Genomic DNA, 21398 nt, shown 5'->3' on the forward strand with positions numbered 1-21398 from the left:
GCACCGCTGAAGAATCCCGTCGCAATCAGCCGACCGAAAAAACGCCAGGCGTCTTCGGAGGGGATCGGCTTGCTTGAAGAAAGTGGTTTTCCGCACGCGGTATCACCGAAAGCGGAGCAATGAGGGGCTCACAAGGCCAATTCGATAACGTCTGACAAGTCGGAAACAACCATGCTGATGAACACTCCACGCTTCACGCTCAAACCTTTGGTGGCAACGATCTCTCGTCACCGTTTTGTTCCGTTGTATCTGGTGGCCATGGGGATGAGCGCCGGGACTGTGCAAGCCGCCGAGGATGACAACGCCACCGTGCCCGCTGCGGCAGCGGTGGTGGCGCCGACCACGCAACTGCAACGGGTGGAAGTGACGGGTTCGGCGATTCGCCGGGTCGATGCGGAAACGGCGGTGCCGATCACCATTCTCAAGGCCGATGAGTTGCGCAAACAGGGCGTGACCACCACCGCCGAACTGGTGCAGCGGATCACCGGCAGCCAGTCGATCAACAACAGCGCCGGCTCGGTCGGCGCCGCCACCGGTGGCGCTTCGTTTGCCGACATGCGCGGCATCGGCGCGAACAAGACGCTGGTGCTGCTCAACGGTCGACGCCTGGCGAACAACGCCTTGTCGGGCACCAACTCGGCCGGCGGCGCGGTGGATCTGAACATGATCCCGTTTGCCGCGATCGAGCGCGTGGAGGTTCTGCGCGACGGCGCATCAGCCCTGTACGGCACCGACGCCATCGGCGGCGTGATCAACTTCATCACCAAGAAATCCATGACCGACGGCCAGCTCACCCTCGGTGGCGAAACCCCGACCCACAGCGGCGGCGGTGCCACCAAAGACATGAGCGCCAGTTGGGGCTACGGCGATCTGGAGCAAGACCGCTTCAACGTCCTCGGCGTGTTCAACTACAACAAGCAGCAGAACCTCGACGCCAACGACCGCTCCTTCGCCCGCGACTATGTGCCCGGCCGCGGTCTGGATCAGACCTCCGGCACCGCGTTCCCCGGCAACTACAGCCAGAACGGCAACGCCACCAACCCGTTGGCCAACAGCAATTGCAACGGCCCCAACCTGGTGGCCCGCGACGGCTTGTGCCGCTTCAGCACCCGCGAATACATCGACCTGATTCCGCAAACCGAAAAAACGTCGTTCTTCGGCAAGACCACCGGCAAGCTGGCGGATGACCACAACGTCAACCTCGAATACTTCTGGTCACGCAACAACAACGCCACGGCGGTCGGCCCGGCCCCGCTCACCGGTTTGAGCCTGGATTCGTCATCGCCCTACTACCCCGGCAACGGCATCACCCCCGGCCCGACTGGTTTCGCCCTCGACCCGACGCAACCGGTCGATGTCAACTGGCGCGAAACCGCTGCCGGCCCGCGTGAATCGAAAGACCAGAACACCAGCCAGCGCTTTCTGCTGAGCTTCGACGGTCTGGTCGGCGGCTGGGATTACAACGTCGGCGCCTCGTACAACCAGAACAAAATTGTCTCCAGCGTCACCAGCGGTTATGTCAGCGATCAGGCGATGATCAACGGTCTGGCCAGCGGTCTGCTCAACCCGTTCGGCCCGCAATCGGCCGCCGGTCAGCAGTACATCGACCAGGCCATGTATCACGGCGCCTACTCCACGGCTGTTGGTCGGGTCGCCGGATTTGACGGGCGGATCAGCCGCGAAATCGGCGACTGGTTCGGTGCCGGTCCCTCCGGTCTGGCGCTGGGCGGCGAGTACCGCAAAGAGAAATTCCACCAGGACTTCGAACAGTTTGCCGGCGACATTCAGAGCCTCGGTATCGACCCGGCCGGCAGCGTCGAGGGCGACCGCAGCGTGAAAGCCGCGTACGCCGAAATCAACGTGCCGGTGCTCGACAGCCTCGAACTGTCCGCCGCTGTGCGTCACGACAAATACAGCGACTTCGGCAGCACCACCAACCCGAAATACTCGTTCCGTTATCAGCCGCTCAAAGAGCTGGTAGTGCGTGGCGCGTACAGCGAAGGCTTCCGTGCGCCATCGCTCTACGAGCTGTATTCGCCGCGCAGCATCACCTACACCCAGGGCTACTACAACGACCCGGTGCTGTGTACCGGTGGCGTGGTGCAACCGGGCGGCAACGGCGGGCGCGATTGCGGCCAGCAATTCCTCAATCAGATCGGCGGCAATGAAGATCTGGCTCCGGAGAAGGCGCGCAACGTGACCCTGGGCTTCGTCTATCAGCCGGTCAGCAACCTGTCGGTGGGGCTGGATTTCTGGTGGATTCACATTTCCAACCAGATCCAGCCGTTCCCCGAATCCACCGTGTTCGATCAGGCCGGCAGCTACCCGGATCGCTTCGTGCGCAACGCCGACGGCACGCTCAACTACATCGTCACCGGCAACGCCAACCTCGGCATCGTCGAAACCAACGGTGTCGATGTGTCGCTGGATTACCGCTTCCCGAACACCCCTTACGGCCAGTTCGGTCTGGGGCTGCAAGGCACCTACGTGGACGAGTACGATTTCCAGAGCACCATCAAAGGCCCGTTCACCGACAAGGTCGGCGACTTCGAAGGGGACGGCGTGATCGCGCGCTGGAAACACAACCTCACCGGCAGCTGGACCTTCGGCGCGGCTCGTGCGTCGCTGACCAACCGCTTCACCACCGGCTACAACGACTACGACCGCGATACCCATGCGCGCGTGGCGTCTTATTCGGTGTGGGACCTGTCGGCCGGCTACACCTTCAACAAGGTGCTGGACGTGGATGCGGGGATGAAGAACATGTTCGACCGCAACCCGCCGTTCTCCAACCAGGCCTACAACTTCCAGAGCGGCTATGACCCGCGCTACACCGACCCGCTGGGCCGCACGCTGTTTGCGCGCATGACGTATCACTTCTGACCGAGAGCACCGGGTGTCTCTCCTGTGGGAGATGTTTCCACTGTGGGAGGGGGCTTGCTCCCTCCCACAGTAGATCTCCCACAGGTTGAGCTGAGCTTTTCCAGGGATTTTGAGGAGTGATTGCATGAGTGTTTTGCGCAACATGGCTAGCCTGCTGCTCGGCAGTGCACTGCTGTGCACCGGCCCCTCGGCACTGGCCGCCGGCAGCTACGCACTGACGGTGTACGGCGAGGCGCCGAAGTATCCGGCGGGTTTCCAGCATTTCGATTTCGTCGATCCCGACGCGCCCAAGGGCGGTTCACTCAGTCGTGCGTCGATGGAAATCGGCCAGTACAACTACATCACCCCGTATGCCGATCAAGGCATTTCCGTGGTGCAGGTCAACGACTGGGTTTATGCGCCGCTGGCGTTCCGTTCGCTCGACGAGCCCTACACCGTTTACGGTCTGGTCGCGCAACAGATGGAGCGCGATCCCGAAGGCCTCTGGGTGCGCTTCACCCTGAACCCCAAGGCTCGCTTCGCCGATGGCACGCCGATCACCGCCGAAGACGTGCGCTACACCTTCAACCTGCTGATGACCAAGGGCAGCCTCAGTTATCGCCAGCAATACGCCGACGTGCAGGACGTGCTGATCGAAGGCCCACGGCAGGTGCGTTTCACCTTCAAGAACAACCTCAACCGCACCCTGGCGCTGGACCTGGCAACACTGCGCGTGGTGCCCGAGCACTGGTGGAAGACTCGCGATTTCGCCAACGGCGGTGGCTTCGAACCGCCGCTGGGCAGCGGCCCGTACCGCGTGAGCAAAGTCGATGCCGGACGCAGCATCAGTTTCCAGCGCGACCCGAACTGGTGGGGCAAAGACCTGCCGGTCAGTCGCGGGATGTACAACTTCGACACGCTCACGGTGAATTTCTACGGTGACACCGACGTCGCCCGGCAACTGTTGCAGGCCGGGGCTTTCGACTACAACCGCGAGTTTTCCTCGTCCGGTTATGTGGTGGGTTACGACAGTCCGGCGCTGCGTGACGGTCGCTTGCAGCAGGCGATCCTCGCTCCGGAAAAACCCACCGCCGCCCAAGGCTTCGTGTTCAACCTGCAAAACCCGATTTTTCAGGATCGCCGCGTGCGTCAGGCGATCAGCCTGCTGTGGGATTTCGAATGGACCAACAAGCAGATGATGCGCGGCTTCTACGTGCGCCAGAACAGCTTCTGGCCGAAGAGTGAAATGGCCGCGACCGCCCTGCCCGACGCCGAAGAATTGAAGATTCTCGAACCGCTGCGCGGACAGATTCCCGACGAGGTGTTCACCACGGTGTATCAGGCGCCGAAAACCGATGGCAGCGGCTACATCCGCGACAAGCAGCTGCAAGCCCTCAAGCTGCTCGCCGAGGCCGGCTGGACGCCGCAACACAGCCGAATGGTCAACGCCGCCGGCGAGCCTCTGGAGTTCACCTTCCTCGACGGTCAGGGCGGTTTCGATCGCATGCTGCTGCCGTTCAAACGCACCCTCGCGCAGATCGGCATCACCCTCAATCTACGGCGGATCGACTCGGCGCAATACGTCAATCGGCTCAACGCCCGGGACTACGACATGATCGTCACCAGTTTCCCGCGCAGTGGCGACCCGATCGTCTCCCCCGGCCGCGAGCTGTACAGCCTGTATGCCTCGCAAAGTGCCACGCAAGTCGGCAGTTCGAACTCGATGGTGCTGGCCAACCCGGCGGTCGATCAACTGATCGACGGGCTGGTCAAGGCTGACACCCGCGACGCCATGGTGCATTACGCCCGCGCCCTCGACCGGGTGCTGCAATGGGGTTACTACATGATTCCCAACTACTACTCCAAGGGCACGCCGACGGTGTATCAGAACCGCTTCGGCATGCCGCCGGTGCAACCGGCGTACGACGAAGGCCTCAACACCTGGTGGGAGGTCTCGGCCAAGCCGTTGACCACGCAACAGATGCACACCCAGCTCGCGGGGGGCCAGTGACATGCTGCGTTATCTGAGTCGACGTTTGCTGCTGATCATCCCCACGCTGCTGTGCATTCTGGTGGTCAACTTCGTGATTGTGCAGGCCGCACCGGGCGGCCCGGTGGAGCAAGCCATTGCCCGCCTGCAAGGTTTCGGCGGGCACGGCATGAGCGGTGGTGGCGAAGTCGCCGCGGTTGGCGGTGCCGGGCGCAGCAGCCGTGGCCTCGATCCGGCGCTGATCGAGGAAATCAAACACCACTACGGCTTCGACAAACCGATGCACGAACGCTTGTGGCTGATGCTGAAAAACTACGCCCAGCTGGATCTGGGCAGCAGTTTCTTTCGCGGCGCCAAGGTCACCGATCTGATCGTGCAGAAACTGCCGGTGTCGTTGTCGCTCGGCCTGTGGGCAACGCTGATCACCTACCTGATTTCAATCCCGCTGGGCATCCGCAAAGCGATCAGCAACGGCAGCGCGTTCGATGTCTGGAGCAGCACGGCGATCATCATCGGCTACGCGATGCCGGCGTTTCTGTTTGCGATGCTGCTGATCGTGGTGTTCGCCGGCGGCAGCTACGTCAACTGGTTTCCGGTGCAGGGCCTGGTGTCGGATAACTTCGACAGCCTCAGCACCCTGGGCAAGATCGGCGACTACCTCTGGCACCTGGTGTTGCCGGTCACGGCACTGGTGATCGGCGGTTTCGCCACCCTGACCATCCTCACTAAAAACAGCTTCCTCAACGAGATCAGCCGCCAATACGTGATCACCGCGCGGGCCAAGGGTTTGACCGAGCGTCGCGTGCTCTACGGCCACGTGTTTCGCAACGCGATGCTGCTGGTGATGGCCGGTGTGCCCTCGGCGCTGATCGAGGTGTTTTTCGCCGGCTCCTTGCTGATCGAAACCATCTTCAACCTCGACGGCCTCGGGCGCATGAGTTACGAGGCGGCGGTGTCGCGTGACTATCCGGTGGTGTTCGGCGCGCTGTTTCTGTTCACCCTGTTTGGCCTGTTGATCAAGCTGATCGGTGACCTCTGCTACACCCTGCTCGACCCACGCATCGACTTCTCGGCGAGGACTGCCTGATGTTTACACTCTCTCCTTTGGGTCAGCGCCGGGTCGCGCAGTTCAAGGCCAACCGCCGTGGACGCTGGTCACTGTGGCTGTTCATTGGCCTGTGCCTGATCTGCCTCGGCGGCGAACTGATTGCCAACGACAAACCGTTGGTGATCCGCTACCACGGCGCCTACTACTTCCCGATCCTCAGCGAATACCTGGAAACCGATTTCGGCGGCGAACTGCCGTTCCAGCCTGATTACGCCAGCGCTTATGTGCACGGGCTGATCGAGGATCAGGGCGGCTGGATGCTGTTTCCGCCGATCCCGTTCAGCTACGACACGGTCAATTACGACCTGACTGAACCGGCACCCAGCCCACCCTCTTCGAGCAATTGGCTGGGCACCGACGATCAGGCGCGGGACGTGTTGGCGCGGGTGATTTTCGGCACACGAATTTCGATTCTGTTTGCGCTGATCCTCACCGGCATCAGTGCGCTGGTCGGCATCGTTGCCGGGGCGTTGCAGGGTTATTACGGCGGTTGGGTGGATTTGCTTGGGCAACGGGTGCTGGAGATCTGGTCGGGGCTGCCGGTGCTGTATCTGCTGATCATCTTGTCCGGGTTTGTCTCGCCAAGTTTCTGGTGGCTGCTGGGGATCATGGCGCTGTTTTCCTGGCTGGCATTGGTGGATGTGGTGCGCGCCGAGTTTCTGCGTGGCCGCAATCTGGAATACGTCAAAGCCGCGCGGGCGCTGGGCCTGACCGACAGCGAACTGATGCTGCGGCACATCCTGCCCAATGCGATGACTTCCACCCTGACCTACCTGCCGTTCATTCTGACCGGCGCCATCGCCACCCTCACCGCGCTGGATTTCCTCGGTTTCGGCATGCCCGCCGGGACCGCCTCGCTGGGCGAACTGATCGGCCAGGCCAAGCGCAATCTGCAAGCGCCGTGGCTGGGGCTGACAGCGTTTTTTGCCTTGGCGCTGATTCTGTCGTTGCTGGTGTTCATCGGTGAGGCTTGCCGTGATGCGTTTGATCCACGATCTTGATCCGAGGAGCTGACATGAGCGACAACCTGATTGAAATCCGCGACCTGCGTGTCGCCTTCGCCGGGCAGGAAGTGGTGCACGGTCTGAACCTCGACATTCGTCGTGGCGAGTGTCTGGCGCTGGTCGGCGAGTCCGGCTCGGGCAAGTCGGTGACGGCGCATTCGATTTTGCGCCTGTTGCCGGGCAAAACCGTCAGCAGCAACGGTTCGATCGCTTATAACGGGGTGAACTTGCTGCACGCCAGCGAGCAGCAGATGCGCGGTTTGCGCGGCAACCGGATTGCGATGATTTTCCAGGAGCCGATGACCTCGCTCAATCCTCTGCACACCGTGGAGCGACAGGTCAGTGAAGTGCTGGAGATTCACAAGGGCCTCAAGGGCCGCGCAGCCCGTGAGCGCACGTTGGAGCTGCTGGAACTGGTGGGCATTCGCGAGCCGTTGCAGCGTTTGAAAGCCTATCCGCATCAGCTCTCCGGCGGTCAGCGGCAACGGGTGATGATTGCGATGGCACTGGCCAACGAACCGGAACTGCTGATCGCCGATGAGCCGACCACGGCGCTGGACGTGACCGTGCAGCAGAAGATTCTCGAGCTGCTGATCGAACTGCAACAGCGGCTCGGCATGTCGATGCTGCTGATCAGTCACGATCTCAATCTGGTGCGGCGCATCGCGCAACGGGTGTGCGTGATGCGCCACGGCGAAATCGTCGAACAGGCTGACTGCGAGACCCTGTTTCGCGCGCCGCAGCATCCTTACAGCCGCTTGCTGATCGAAGCTGAACCGAGCGGTGCGCCGGTGTCGAGCCCGTACCAGCACAACCTGCTGGAAGTCGATGATCTGAAGGTCTGGTTTCCACTGCCCAAGGCGTTGTTGAGTCGTTCGCAGGCGTACATCAAAGCCGTGGACGGAGTCAGTTTCCGCCTGCAACGCGGCAAAACGTTGGGGATTGTCGGCGAATCCGGTTCGGGCAAATCGACGCTGGGCCAGGCGATCCTGCGGCTGGTGGAATCCGAGGGCGATATCCGCTTCGGCAACAAGCAGCTGAGCCTGCTCAATCAACGCTTGATGCGCCCCTTGCGGCGACAGATTCAGGTGGTGTTCCAGGATCCGTTCGGCAGCCTGAGCCCACGTATGTCGGTGCAGCAGATCATTGCCGAAGGCTTGCTGACCCACGGCATCGGCACCGAAGCCGAGCGCGAAGCAGCAGTGATTCGCGTACTCGAAGAAGTCGGCCTTGACCCCAAGAGCCGTCATCGCTACCCCCACGAGTTTTCCGGCGGCCAGCGTCAGCGCATCTCCATCGCCCGCGCGCTGGTGCTGGAGCCGGCGCTGATCCTGCTCGACGAACCGACCTCGGCGCTGGATCGCACGGTGCAGAAACAAGTGGTGGAGCTGTTGCGGCAACTGCAGATCAAGCATGGGCTGACCTATCTGTTCATCAGCCATGACCTGGCGGTGGTGCATGCGCTGGCCCATGACTTGCTGGTGATCAAGGATGGCAAGGTCGTGGAACAGGGTTCGTCGCGGGAGATTTTTGCTGCGCCAGCCCACCCCTACACCCAGGAACTGCTGAAAGCCTCCGGCCTCAAGCCCGACGCAAATCCCTGTGGGAGCGGGCTTGCTCGCGAATGCGATATGCCTGTGACATGAATATCGACTGACAGAACGCCTTCGCGAGCAAGCCCGCTCCCACAGGGGGAGATCGGTGGAGGTGGAAAATATTTGTCGGGCACTGCATCCAAACGCCTCCGCCACGGGTAGTCCCTGTAACAGCCCTCTTCGGCTGTCAGCGGTCTACCCCTTTCGGAGATAACACTGATGAACATCACTCAACTGATTGGCCTCACCGGTTTGCTCGCCCTGTCCTCGACAACCTTCGCCCAAAGCAACTATCCCGACGCAATCAAAGTCCCGGAAGGCCACAAGATCGCGATGGAAACCACCGGGGTCGGCGAGATCACTTACGAATGCCGCGACAAGCCCAATGCCGCCGGGCAGACCGAATGGACCTTCGTCGGCCCGAAAGCGGTGCTCAATGATCGCAGCGGCAAGCAGGTCGGCACCTACTTCGGCCCGCCCGCCACCTGGCAGGCCAAGGACGGTTCGAAAGTCACCGGCACGCAATTGGCCGTCGCTCCGTCGAGCCCGGGCAACCTGCCCTATCAACTGGTCAAGGCCAACCCGGCTGAAGGCAAAGGCGCGATGAGTGGCGTGAGCTACATCCAGCGTGTCGCGCTCAAGGGCGGCGTGGCGCCGGGCAGTGAATGCACAGCAGCGAACAAGGGCAAGCAGGAAGTGGTGAAGTATCAGGCCGACTACATTTTCTGGGCGGCGAACTGAGTTTCTGGCCCACTCAAATCTTTCCTTGTGGGAGGGGGCTTGCTCCCGAAGGCGGCGTGTCAGCCAGCATCTGTTTCAATGACACAGCGCCCTCGGGAGCAAGCCCCCTCCCACAGAGGAGTCCACAGCGGGCCCCGGGTTGTCTGGATGTTTGCGGAATGTGAGCTAGATTGCACGACATGTCCTTGCCCGAATCTGAATTCGATTACGAAGCCCGCCTCGCTGCCTGTGCTCGCGGCGAGCGTCAGGCTCTGCGCGATTTGTACGTGCAGGAAGGCCCGCGCCTGCTCGGCGTGGCCAGGCGGCTGGTACGTAACACGGCGCTGGCCGAAGACATCGTGCATGAGGCGTTCATCAAGATCTGGAACGCTGCGGCGCAATTTGATCCGGCGCGCGGTTCAGCGCGCGGCTGGATGTTTAGCGTGACCCGCCATCTGGCGTTGAACCAGTTGCGTGATCAAAACCGGGAGACGCCGTTCAACGAAGAACACGATGCCGAGCCTGACGAGGACGCCTTCGATGTGCAGGGCCATTCGGCGCGGATCCATCGTTGTCTGGAACAACTCGACCCGCAGCGGCGAAGCTGCATCCTCCACGCTTATGTCGACGGCTACAGCCACGCGCAGATTTCCCAACGGTTGGGCACGCCGCTGGGCACGGTCAAAGCCTGGATCAAACGCAGTCTCAACGCTTTGCGGGAGTGCATGGGATGACCACTGAATCGGCGCAGGAACGTGATGAACTGGCCAGCGAGTACGTGCTCGGCACTCTGTCGGCGCCGGAGCGTGAAGCGCTGCAACAGCGCTTGCCACACGACCCCGAACTGCAAGCGGCGGTGGATGCCTGGGAGCGACGCTTGCTCGACCTGACCGAATTTGCCGGGACGCAGCAGCCTTCGCCGCACTTGTGGCCGCGCATCGAGCGCAGTGTCGAGCGGTTCGCGCAAAAAGCGCCGGCTGCGCCGTCAACCTCGTGGTGGAATCTGCTGCCGCTGTGGCGCGGCTTGAGTGCGGCCGGCTTGGTCGCCACATTGGTTTTGGGCTCGATCCTGCTGACTCAGACCACGCCGAAGCCGAATTATCTGGTGGTGCTGGTCGCGCCGCAGGACAAGGCGCCAGGCTGGGTGATTCAGGCCAGTAATCCACGGGAAATTCAGTTAATCCCGCTGGGCGTGGTCGAAGTGCCGGCGGACAAGGCGCTGGAGTTCTGGACCAAGGCTGACGGCTGGCAAGGGCCGGTGTCGCTGGGGCTGGTCAAACCGGGGCAGACGCTCTCGGTGCCGCTGGATAAATTGCCGCCGCTGCAACCGAATCAGCTGTTCGAGCTGACGCTGGAAGGCGCCAATGGCTCGCCGATCGGTAAACCGACCGGGCCGATTCAGGCCATTGGCCGAGCCGTCAAAGTGATTTGAAGCCGCGTCAACCGGCCTTGGCCATGCAACGCTTGTAGCGCTCGTCCACGCGTTTGGCGAACCACGCCGTGGTCAGCTTGCGGGTGATTTTCGGGCTCTGCAAAACGATCCCCGGCAACACCGCGCGTGGCAAGGTCTTGCCTTCAGCCTTCTCGGCCAGTTCGAACACGCGCTGGTAGAGTTTGGTTTCTTCGAATTCCAGGGTCTTACCCTTCTCCAGTTGATCGCGAATGGTCGGGTTGCGCATGCCCAGCGACTTGCCGAGGGTGCGCACCGCCAGTTCGGTGCTGCCAGGCATGATCGAGTCGTAGCGAATCAAGTCGCCATCCAGCGCCAGCGGGATGCCCGAAGCTCGGCTGACGGCGTTCTGGAACGCGGCATTGCGGCTGGCGTACCAGCCGGCATTGAAGTCGGCGAAGCGGTACAGCGGCTCGCGGTAACTCACCGGGTAGCCAAGTAAATGGGCGATGCCGAAGTACATGCCGCCACGGCGGGTGAACACTTCGTGGCGGATCGTGCCGTCTACCGGGTACGGATACTCCTTGGCGTGCTGCTCGGCGAATTCGATGCTGACCTGCATCGGTCCGGCGGTGTGTACCGGGTTGAAGCCGCCGAACAAGGTGCGGCCCATCGGCACTCTGCCGATGAAGTCGTCAAAAATGGCGCTGAGTTCTTTTTCACTGCGTGCCGCGTTCAGGCGTTCGCTGTAGGTCTTGCCGTTGGTGGAGCGCACTTGCAGAGCGCCACTGACCAACAGACTGGGAATATGCACTTTGGCGGCACGACGGTCGATTTCGTCGCGGGCGATCTTGCCCAGGCCTGGCACCGTGGGGTCTACCTGGAAGGTGGATTCCTGCTCGGCCACGGCCAGCACCGAACACAGATTCTGCGTGGTCGGGCTGATGTTCTGTGCGGCGAACGCGGCATAGATGTCGGTGGCCCAGCCTTGACGGTCGGGCACTTTCGCCGGCATCAGCCGCACTATTTCGGCCTTCACTTCAGCCGGCGCACGCGGTGCCGGCTCCTGGCTGCGCTGGCCGGCGCAACCGGCGAGCACCAGTAGCGCGGCAAGGGTAATGATTAATCGAGGGATGTGCATGGCGCTCCTTGGCGTGCGTTGAGGCGGGTTCACCATACGATCAAAGGGGTGACGCAGGCTAGGACTGTGACCTTAGTGGTGAGGGGATTTATCCCCGATGGACTTCGCAGCAGCCTTCCAATATCAAAGCGACCCGCTCCGCGCGCCATCGGAGATAAATCCCCTCACTACAGGTTTCCATTCGGATCGGGAAATTCACCAAGATAAACTGATTGCAAAACGTTACTGCGAACTCCTATCATTTGCGCCTGGAGTCGTATTTGCGCAAGGAGTTCCCCGCGCCGTTCTAATTTTCTCACCGGCCGTACGCCTCCAGGTATCAACATGCCCGCTCCAGCTCGACTCGCCGTCCCGTTTCGCCCGACGCTTCTCGCCCTGCTGTGCTCCCTGACTGTCACCGCTTACGCTGCCGATGAAAACGGCAAGGCGCTGGTGCTCGACAACGTCAACATCAACGCCCAAGCGCCAACGTCCAACGCCCTGCCCCCGGTCTACGCCGGTGGTCAGGTCGCCCGTGGTGGTCAGCTCGGCGTGCTCGGCAATCAGGACATGATGGACGTGCCCTTCAGCGCCGCGTCGTACACCGAACAGCTGATTCAGGACCAGCAAGCGGAAAACGTTGCCGACGTGTTGCTCAACGATTCGTCGGTGCGTCAGGCCTCGGGCTTCTCCAACCAGGCGCAGGTGTTCATGATTCGCGGCCTGCCGCTGAACGGCGACGACATTTCCTATAACGGCCTGTACGGCGTGCTGCCGCGGCAGATCATTTCCACCGACGCCCTGGAGCGCGTGGAAGTGTTCAAAGGCCCCAACGCCTTCATCAACGGCGTGACCCCGACCGGTTCCGGCATCGGTGGCGGCGTCAACCTGCAGCCCAAGCGAGCCGGCGACGAGCCGCTGCGCCGCTACACCACCGATATCAACAGCGAAGGTCGCATCGGTCAGCACTTTGATATCGGCCAGCGATTCGGCGAAGACAACCGCTTCGGCGCGCGAATCAACCTGTCGCAGCGCGAAGGCGACACCGGCATCGATCACGAAAACCAGCGCTCGAAACTGTTCAGCATCGGCCTCGATTATCGCGGTGACGCGCTGCGTATTTCCGGCGACTTCGCCTACCAGAAGGAACGCGTCAACGGTGGCCGCAACTCGGTCAACCTCGGCACCGCCACGCACATTCCGGACGCGCCGTCGGCCGACACCAACTACGCGCCGAAGTGGGGCTACACCGACATCGAAGACACCTTCGGCATGCTCCGCGCCGAGTACGACCTGAACGACAACTGGACCGCGTACGTCGCCGGCGGCGCCAAGCACACCCGCGAGGTCGGCCGCTACAATTCGACCACGCTGGTGGGCAACAACGGCGCCTCCTACACCACCGGCTCGTTCATCCCCCACGATGAGGACAACACCAGCCTGATTGCCGGCCTCAACGGCAAGTTCAATACCGGCGCGGTCAGCCACAAACTCAACTTCGGCCTCAGCGGTCTGTGGGCCGAACAACGCAGCGCCTATGATTTCGACCTGACCAAGTACGCCAACAACATCTACCACCCGGTGGAAACGCCGTCGCCGGTCGGCAATTTTGCCGGCGGCGACGTCAGCGATCCGGGCATCGTCGGCAAGACCTTCAACCGCAGCCTCGCGCTCTCCGACACCCTCGGTTTCTTCGATGATCGCCTGCTGATCACCGCTGGCCTACGTCGTCAGCAACTGGTGGTGCAAGGCTACAACTACGCCAGTTACGGCAGCGGCAGCCGCAAGTCGAGCTACGACGAATCGATCACCACGCCGGTCTACGGCATCGTGTTCAAGCCGTGGGAGCACGTGTCGTTCTACGCCAACCACATCGAAGGCCTGGCCCAGGGGCCGACCTCGCCGACCAGCGCCGGCGGCTTGCGTGTGACCAACGGCAACGAAGTCTACGCACCGGCGCGCTCCAAGCAGACCGAGGCCGGGGTCAAGGTCGACATGGGCAGCTACGGCGCGAGCCTGGGCGTGTATCGCATCGAGCAGCCGAGCGACGGTTACTGCGAAATCAACAGCGCCACCACCTGCACTTACGTGCGTGAAGGCGAGCAGATCAACAAAGGCGTAGAGATGAACGTGTTCGGCGAGCCGATCAATGGCCTGCGCCTGATCAGCGGCCTGACGCTGATGGACACTGAACTGCGCAACACCCAGAACGGCGCCAACGACGGCAACCGTGCGATTGGCGTGCCGAGTTTCCAGTTCAACGCCGGCGCCGACTGGGATGTACCGGGCCTGCAAGGCGTGGCGCTGAATGCGCGGATGCTACGCACCGGCGGCCAGTACGCCGACGCGGCCAACAACCTCAGCCTGCCGACCTGGAACCGCTTCGACGCGGGTGCGCGTTACGCCTTCAAGGTTTCGCAGAAAGACGTGACCCTGCGCCTGGGCGTCGAAAACCTTGCGAACAAGAAATACTGGGAATCGGCGCAGGGCGGCTATCTGACCCAAGGTGAGCCGCGGGTGGCGAAGTTGTCGGGCACGATCGATTTCTAACCCGCTGTTGTGAGCAAAGCGGACTGCTGCGCAGTCCAGCGGGAGCAAGCTCCCTCGCCACAGAGTCTCAGCCAAAAATGAAAAAGGCCCCGCAGCTTCACCGCTGTGGGGCCTTTTTGGTTTTTGGGTGCCTGAAAAGGCCTTTTCGCGAGCAGGCTCGCTCCCACATTGGGATGCGTTCGACTGTGGGAGCGAGCCTGCTCGCGAAGGGACCGGCACTGGCTAGCCTTTCCATCTGATCCATACTTGCTCCACAGCCAACGGAGGACAGGCCCATGAACCGCAGCGACGTACTGATCATCGGTGCCGGCCCGACCGGTCTGGTGCTGGCCCTGTGGCTGAGCAAACTGGGCGTGCGCGTGCGCATCATCGACAAGACCTCCGCGCCCGGCACCACATCACGAGCACTGGCGGTGCAGGCGCGCACGCTGGAGTTGTACCGCCAGCTGGACCTGGCCGACACCGTGGTGCGCAACGGCCACAAGGTCGCGGCGGCGAATTTCTGGGTCAAGGGCAAACCGGTCGCGCAGTTGCCGTTGCAGCGCATCGGCGAAGGCCTGACGCCCTACTCGTTCATCGAAATCTTCCCCCAGGACCAACACGAACAGCTCCTGCTCGAACGCCTCGAAGACTATGACGTGACGGTTGAGCGCAACACCGAGCTTGAGAGTTTCGAAGAAACCGGCGACGGCCTCAGCGCGCATTTGCGCTTGCCGGACGGGCAGCAGGAAATCTGTCAGGCGTGCTATCTGGCAGGTGCCGACGGCGCCCGCTCGATGGTGCGCAAAACCCTCGACACCGGTTTCCCGGGTGGCACCTATCAGCAGGTTTTCTACGTCGCGGATGTGCAGGCCAGCGGCCCGGCGATGAACGGTGAGCTGCACCTGGATCTGGATGAAGCGGACTTCCTTGCGGTGTTTCCACTGGCCGGCGAAGGCCGTGCCCGACTGATCGGCACCGTGCGTGACGAACGTGCCGACCGCGCCGAAACCCTGCAATTTGCCGACGTCAGCAGCCGCGCCATCGAGCACCTGAAAGTGCATATCGACGAGGTCAACTGGTTCTCCACCTACCGCGTGCATCACCGCGTGGCCGAGCACTTTCGCAGCGGCCGGGCGTTTCTGCTAGGCGACGCGGCGCACGTGCACAGCCCCGCCGGCGGCCAGGGCATGAACACCGGGATTGGCGATGCGATCAACCTGGCCTGGAAACTCGCCGCGGTGCTCAACGGCAGCGCCACGGCGCAACTGCTCGACACCTACGAAACCGAACGCATCGCCTTCGCCCGCAGGCTGGTGTCGACCACCGACAAGGTGTTCAGCTTCGTCACCGCCGAAGGGCGCATTGCCGATCTGCTGCGCACGCGCCTGGCACCGTTTCTGATCCCGAAAATGGCCACGTTCGAGGCCAGCCGCGAATTCCTCTTTCGCACCGTCTCACAGGTCACCCTCAACTATCGCGGCATGCCGCTGAGCCAAGGCACGGCCGGCCACGTCCACGGCGGCGACCGCTTGCCGTGGGCGCATGATGGTGAGGGGGATAATTTCGAGCCGCTGCGCCAGCCCTGCTGGCAGGTGCACGTGTACGGCGACACCAGCGACGAAATGATCGCCTGGTGCAATGAACACCATCTGCCGCTGCACGTGTTCGACTGGCGGCCGGCGTTTGATACGGCGGGGTTGGGGCGTAACGGCTTTTACCTGTTGCGCCCGGATACCTATGTGGCGATTGCCGATAACAGCGCGGATCCGAAGGTGATCGAGCGGTACTTTCGGGATCACGGCATCCGGCCCTACTTCAACTGCCCCTGACTCTACACAGTCCCAATGTGGGAGCGGGCTTGCTCGCGAAGGCGTCGTGTCAGTCAACCTATTCGTTGCTGATACACCGCATTCGCGAGCAAGCCCGCTCCCACAGGGGGTTGTGCGGTGTTCGTCAGATCCCGGCCAGCGCCAGATCCATCGCAAAGTAGGTGAAGATCAGATCCGCCCCCGCGCGCTTGATCGCGCCCAGGCTTTCGCGCACCACGCGATCTTCGTCGATTGCACCGGCCTGCGCGCCGAATTTGATCATCGCGTACTCGCCGCTGACCTGATACGCCGACAGCGGCAGGTTCGAGGCTTCACGAATGTCGCGGATGATGTCGAGGTACGCGCCGGCCGGTTTGACCATCAGCGCGTCGGCGCCTTCCTGCTCATCGAGCAGCGATTCACGCAGGGCTTCGCGGCGATTCATCGGGTTCATCTGATAGCTTTTGCGATCACCCTTCAGCGCGCTGCCGCCGGCCTCGCGGAACGGGCCGTACAGCGCCGAGGCGAATTTGGTCGAGTAGGCCATGATCGGAATCTGGGTGAAACCGGCGGCGTCCAGCGCCTGGCGAATCGCCCGCACCTGGCCGTCCATCGCCGCCGACGGGGCGATCACGTCAGCACCGGCACGCGCCGCGGCCACCGCCTGTTTACCAAGGTTGATCAGGGTCTGGTCGTTGTCGACTTCGTGGTTGTGCATCACGCCGCAGTGGCCGTGATCGGTGTATTCGCAGAAGCAGGTGTCGGACATCACGATCATTTCCGGCACCGCGTCCTTGGCAATCCGCGACATGCGCGAGACCAGTCCCTCTTCGCGCCAGGTGTCGCTGCCGTTGGCGTCCAGGTGATGGGAAACGCCAAAGGTCATTACCGACTTGATCCCGGCACGGGCATAACGCTCGATTTCACTGGCCAGCTTGCGCTCGGGAATACGCATCACCCCCGGCATGCTCTTGATCGGCACGAAGTCGTCGATCTCTTCTTCGACGAAAATCGGCAGCACCAGATCATTCAGGCTGAACTCGGTTTCCTGGAACAGGCTGCGCAGGCTCGCATTGCGGCGCAGACGGCGGGGACGTGCTTCGGGGAACTGGCTGGACATGGGGCTTTCCTGAAATCGGAAGATGAGACGAAAGTCGTAGGGGGCGAAGCTTATGCCTTCGGTGGGCGCAGGTACAAACCTGGATCAATCAAGACAGCATTACCGGGGGTGCAATAATCCTCGGAACAATCCGATTACCTGTGGGAGCTGGCTTGCCAGCGATAGCGGTGGGTCAGGCAACATAGATATTGACTGTGCCGGCTTCATCGCTGGCAAGCCAGCTCCCACAGGGTCGGGTGAAGGTCAGGAAGGAATGGTCAACCCGCGCACCACAGCCGGGCGAGCCAGAAAGCGCTCCAGCACCCGGGTCACGTTCGGGAAGTTGCTAATCCCGACCAGATCCCCGGCCTCATAGAACCCGATCAGGTTACGCACCCACGGGAACGTGGCGATGTCGGCGATGGTGTAGCGCTCGCCCATGATCCAGTCGCGACCTTCCAGGCGCTTGTCGAGCACGTTGAGCAGGCGCCTGCTCTCCTCGACATAGCGGTCACGCGGACGCTTGTCCTCGTAGTCCTTGCCGGCGAATTTGTTGAAGAAACCGAGCTGGCCGAACATCGGGCCGATACCGCCCATCTGGAACATCAGCCACTGAATCGTCTCGTAACGCAGCGCGCCTTCCTGCGCCAGCAACTGGCCGCTCTTGTCGGCGAGGTAGATCAGGATCGCGCCGGACTCGAACAGCGGCAGCGGCTGGTCTTGCGGGCCGTGGGGATCGAGGATCGCCGGGATCTTGTTGTTGGGGTTCAGCGACAGGAACTCGGGGGACAGCTGATCCTGGGTATCGAAGCCCACACGGTGCGGCTCGTAGGGCAGGCCGATCTCTTCGAGCATGATCGAGACCTTGACGCCGTTGGGGGTCGGCAGGGAATAGAGTTGAATCCAGTCGGGGTACTGCGCCGGCCATTTCTGGGTGATGGGGAACGCGGACAGATCGGTCATGGGAAACATCCAGTCACATGGGAAGCGCTGATCATAATCCAGGAACCGTAACATTCTGCAGCTAGTGTGCAGAAGCCAGGATCGAACCAAGCGGCCTCAGTAGACTCTGAGCTATGTCTTTGCAAGGGAAGTACGACACGACATGGACAACACCCGGTGCTGGGAGCCCGCGGTGTAAGGGTTGGTCAGCCCCAACCGAATTTGCTGAAGAATCCTATATTCAATGACGAACCTCATGAGTTTCGCCAAACGCTTCAAACATCGCGCCTATGTGGCCCTGCCCTCCCTGCTGGCAGTCAGTGCGCTGACCTTGTCGCTCGAATCGAGCCAGATTCGCGCGCAACCGGTGGACGGTACGCAGACGCTGATCTTCCTGCGCCACGCGGAAAAACCCGAGGGCGGTCTCGGCCAGCTCAACTGTCAGGGTCTGAACCGGGCGATCGAGCTGTCGACCCTGCTGCCGGAAAAATTCGGCAAGGCCGATTACGTGTTCGCCGCCAACCCGACACGCAATGTCGAGGAAGGCGAACTGGACAACTCCTACAGCTACATCCGTCCGTTGATGACCATCAGCCCCGCCGCGATCAAGCTCGGCCTGCCGGTGAACATCGAGTTCTCCGCCAACGACACCAGTGATCTGGCGCGCGAGCTGATCGAGGACAAGTACCACAACGCGACGATCTACACTGCCTGGTCGCACGGCTATTTGCCGGAGCTGATCAACAAGGTTGCCGGCAAGGCCGTCGGCGAGAAGCAGACCATCACCGATGACTGGGCGTCGGGCGATTTCGATTCGCTGTACGTGCTGACCCTGACCTGGCACAACGGCAAGGCCAGTTTGCAGAGCCACAGCTACAAGCAGGGGCTGGATAACGGCAAGGCGACCTGTCCGACTTGAGTTTTGCGCTGCCTGTACCGGCCCTTTCGCGAGCAAGCCCGCTCCCACAGGGGATCTGCGTCAGGCAGAAATTTCTGCCCAGTGGAGACCCAATGTGGGAGCGGGCTTGCTCGCGAAGAGGCCCGCAACAACACCCTCAAACCCGCTGATTCACCCGCTCACGCAGATACTCAAGCACCGCCCCGCGCTCCCCGGCAAATTCAATCCGCCCGCCCTTCTTCTCACGCTGGAACGCATACATCGGGTCGTAATATTCGCGCAGCAACACGCTGATCCAGTCACGGAACGCCTCGACCGAACCGCTGCGCGCCTGCTCGGCCAGGGCCTCTTCCATCTGCAGGAACATCCGCTGATGGCGTTCGCCGCCCAGCCGGCGCTGGATATTGTTCAAACTCGCAATCAACCGCTCGGCATACAGCGCAAAGCCCTGCTCGCCATGCACCGCGACAAACTCAGCGTGCAGGTTGATCACGTAATCCTGCAGAATCCGCTCGACCCGCTGCTCCAGGCTGTCTTCGAGCCAGACCATCGGCGCCACTTGCATGCCTCGGTACAGCGGCAATGGCAAGGCACAACTGCCGACTACCCGGCTCTCGTCTTCCAGCACAAACTGCTGGATTCCGCCGGCGCGTTTTTTCAGCACATCAACGGCCAGACGGTTTTCAAAATCGATGTTGGTCGGTTGGCCGGTGGCGCGCTTGCCGAAACTCGAGCCCCGATGATTGGCGTGGCCTTCCAGATCCAGACCATTACTCAACTGCACCAACAGTTCGGTCTTGCCGGTGCCGGTCATGCCGCCCAGCAGCACCATATCGCACTCGGCCACGGCCTGATCGATCGTCTCCAGCAGGAACGTACGCATCGCCTTATAGCCACCGCCGACACGCGGGTAATCGATCCCGCCCTCTTCCTTGATCCATTGCTGGACGATCTGCGAACGCAGGCCGCCGCGAAAGCAATACAGGTAGCCGTCGGGGTGTGCCCGGGCAAACTCGACCCAGCCCTGAATGCGCTGCTCTCGCACGTCGGCAGAAACCAGCCGCTCACCCAGGGCGATGGCGGCTTGTTGTCCATGCTGCTTGTAGCAAGTCCCCACCTGCTCGCGCTCGCGGTCGTTCATCAGCGGCAGGTTGACCACGCCGGGAAACGCGCCGTGGGCAAACTCGATCGGCGCACGGGCATCCATCATCGGCCGGTCGTTGAGGAAAATATCGCGGTAATCGGTGCAGTCGCGTGACATCAGTTCACCTCGACTGCGTGGGTCTGTCGCTCGACCAGCTCGCCGATCGGCGCCAGGTTCAGGCCCAGTTCGGCAGCCACGGCGAGGAATTCGGCGTTGCCTTCCGGTGTAACTGCAATCAGCAGACCGCCGCTGGTCTGCGGGTCGCACAGCACGCGCTTGTGCAACTCCTGCAGACGGCCGAGCTTGCTCGAATAGCTGTCAAAGTTACGCAAGGTGCCACCGGGCACACAGCCCTGTTCGAGGTAGTACTCGACGCTGTCCAGACGCGGCACGTGGTTGTAGCCGATACGTGCGGTCAGGTGGCTGCCGTCGGCCATTTCCACCAGATGCCCGAGCAGGCCGAAACCGGTAACGTCGGTCATCGCGGTGACGCCGGCCAGTTTGCCGAAACGGCTGCCGGGCTTGTTCAGGGTGCACATCCAGTCGCGGGCCACACCGACATCACCGGGGCGTAATTTGCCCTTCTTCTCGGCGGTGGTGAGGATGCCGATGCCCAACGGCTTGGTCAGGTACAGCAGGCAACCGGCGGTGGCGGTGTCGTTGCGCTTCATGTGGCGTTTTTCCACCAGACCGGTCACGGCCAGGCCGAAGATCGGCTCCGGCGCATCGATTGAATGCCCGCCGGCCAGCGGAATGCCGGCGGCGTCACACACCGCGCGCCCGCCGCGAATCACTTCCCGCGCCACTTCCGGCGCCAGCACATTCACCGGCCAGCCGAGGATCGCAATCGCCATCAACGGATCGCCGCCCATCGCATAGATGTCGCTGATCGCATTGGTCGCAGCGATCCGGCCGAAGTCGAACGGATCGTCGACAATCGGCATGAAGAAGTCCGTGGTCGACACCACACCGCGCTCGGCATCAATCTCGTACACCGCCGCGTCATCACGCGAGGCATTGCCGACCCACAGTTTCGGGTCAAGGTTCTGCGCACCGCTGCCGGCCAGAATCACTTCCAGCACCTGCGGGGAAATCTTGCAGCCACAACCGGCACCGTGGCTGTATTGGGTCAGGCGAATCGGCTCGCTCATGGGAGAGTCTCTGGCAGTTGATGGGGCGGATTCTA

16 protein-coding genes are annotated in these 21398 nt (G+C 62.1%); 11 read left to right on the forward strand and 5 right to left on the reverse strand.

What is annotated here, in order from left to right; genetic code table 11:
• Positions 1-171: 171 nt before the first annotated feature.
• The 8 genes from V3W27_RS14985 (at position 172) to V3W27_RS15020 (ending at position 10711) form a co-directional block, all read left to right on the forward strand.
• Positions 172-2883: a TonB-dependent receptor gene (locus V3W27_RS14985; RefSeq protein WP_330206934.1), complete on the forward strand. Its 2712-nt coding sequence runs from the start codon at positions 172-174 to the stop codon at positions 2881-2883.
• A 124-nt stretch (positions 2884-3007) separates the two neighbouring features.
• Positions 3008-4873: an extracellular solute-binding protein gene (locus V3W27_RS14990; RefSeq protein ID WP_330206935.1), complete on the forward strand. Its 1866-nt coding sequence runs from the start codon at positions 3008-3010 to the stop codon at positions 4871-4873.
• A 1-nt stretch (position 4874) separates the two neighbouring features.
• On the forward strand, positions 4875-5939 hold the full coding sequence (locus V3W27_RS14995) for a microcin C ABC transporter permease YejB (protein WP_330206936.1): 1065 nt from the start codon (positions 4875-4877) through the stop codon (positions 5937-5939).
• Positions 5939-6961, forward strand: coding sequence for an ABC transporter permease (locus V3W27_RS15000; RefSeq protein WP_096797383.1), 1023 nt, complete (start codon positions 5939-5941; stop codon positions 6959-6961). The genes V3W27_RS14995 and V3W27_RS15000 overlap by 1 nt, the downstream gene beginning before the upstream one ends.
• 14 nt (positions 6962-6975) lie before the next feature.
• Positions 6976-8610 (forward strand): ABC transporter ATP-binding protein, encoded by a 1635-nt coding sequence (locus V3W27_RS15005; RefSeq protein WP_330206937.1) that lies wholly within the window; start codon positions 6976-6978, stop codon positions 8608-8610.
• 168 nt (positions 8611-8778) lie between these two features.
• Positions 8779-9300, forward strand: coding sequence for a DUF3455 domain-containing protein (locus V3W27_RS15010; protein ID WP_225138259.1), 522 nt, complete (start codon positions 8779-8781; stop codon positions 9298-9300).
• A 179-nt stretch (positions 9301-9479) separates the two neighbouring features.
• On the forward strand, positions 9480-10013 hold the full coding sequence (locus V3W27_RS15015; RefSeq protein WP_330206938.1) for a sigma-70 family RNA polymerase sigma factor: 534 nt from the start codon (positions 9480-9482) through the stop codon (positions 10011-10013).
• On the forward strand, positions 10010-10711 hold the full coding sequence (locus V3W27_RS15020) for an anti-sigma factor (protein WP_330206939.1): 702 nt from the start codon (positions 10010-10012) through the stop codon (positions 10709-10711). The genes V3W27_RS15015 and V3W27_RS15020 overlap by 4 nt, the downstream gene beginning before the upstream one ends.
• Before the next feature lie 7 nt (positions 10712-10718).
• Here V3W27_RS15020 and V3W27_RS15025 read toward each other — a convergent pair whose 3' ends face one another.
• Complete coding sequence (locus V3W27_RS15025) at positions 10719-11810, reverse strand: DUF1615 domain-containing protein (RefSeq protein ID WP_330206940.1); 1092 nt, start codon at positions 11808-11810, stop codon at positions 10719-10721.
• A 324-nt stretch (positions 11811-12134) separates the two neighbouring features.
• On the opposite strand from V3W27_RS15025, the gene V3W27_RS15030 reads away from it, so the two are divergent.
• Positions 12135-14339, forward strand: a complete 2205-nt coding sequence (locus V3W27_RS15030) for a TonB-dependent receptor (protein WP_330206941.1) — start codon at positions 12135-12137, stop codon at positions 14337-14339.
• Positions 14340-14614: 275 nt separating this feature from the next.
• Entirely contained in the window at positions 14615-16150 is a 1536-nt protein-coding gene (locus tag V3W27_RS15035) for an FAD-dependent oxidoreductase (RefSeq protein ID WP_330206942.1), read from the forward strand.
• A 124-nt stretch (positions 16151-16274) separates the two neighbouring features.
• Here V3W27_RS15035 and hemB read toward each other — a convergent pair whose 3' ends face one another.
• Together hemB and V3W27_RS15045 are read right to left on the reverse strand one after the other, a co-directional pair.
• Positions 16275-17249: a porphobilinogen synthase gene (gene hemB, locus V3W27_RS15040; RefSeq protein ID WP_027613860.1), complete on the reverse strand. Its 975-nt coding sequence runs from the start codon at positions 17247-17249 to the stop codon at positions 16275-16277.
• Between the two features lie 243 nt (positions 17250-17492).
• Complete coding sequence (locus V3W27_RS15045) at positions 17493-18191, reverse strand: glutathione S-transferase family protein (protein ID WP_098968051.1); 699 nt, start codon at positions 18189-18191, stop codon at positions 17493-17495.
• A gap of 223 nt (positions 18192-18414) precedes the next feature.
• Between V3W27_RS15045 and V3W27_RS15050 the strand changes: the two genes are divergently transcribed.
• Positions 18415-19089, forward strand: coding sequence for a hypothetical protein (locus V3W27_RS15050; protein ID WP_027613858.1), 675 nt, complete (start codon positions 18415-18417; stop codon positions 19087-19089).
• A 136-nt stretch (positions 19090-19225) separates the two neighbouring features.
• On the opposite strand, the gene mnmH is transcribed toward V3W27_RS15050, so the two are convergent.
• On the reverse strand, positions 19226-20329 hold the full coding sequence (gene mnmH, locus V3W27_RS15055) for a tRNA 2-selenouridine(34) synthase MnmH (RefSeq protein WP_285373734.1): 1104 nt from the start codon (positions 20327-20329) through the stop codon (positions 19226-19228).
• The gene (gene selD, locus V3W27_RS15060; RefSeq protein ID WP_330206943.1) at positions 20329-21363 is read right to left on the reverse strand and encodes a selenide, water dikinase SelD; all 1035 of its coding nucleotides are present in this window, start codon (positions 21361-21363) and stop codon (positions 20329-20331) included. The genes mnmH and selD overlap by 1 nt, the downstream gene beginning before the upstream one ends.
• Between the last annotated feature and the right edge of the window lie 35 nt (positions 21364-21398).

It is taken from the genome of Pseudomonas sp. AM14(2022), from assembly GCF_036346455.1.
In the GTDB taxonomy this organism is placed as follows: domain Bacteria; phylum Pseudomonadota; class Gammaproteobacteria; order Pseudomonadales; family Pseudomonadaceae; genus Aquipseudomonas; species Aquipseudomonas putida_A.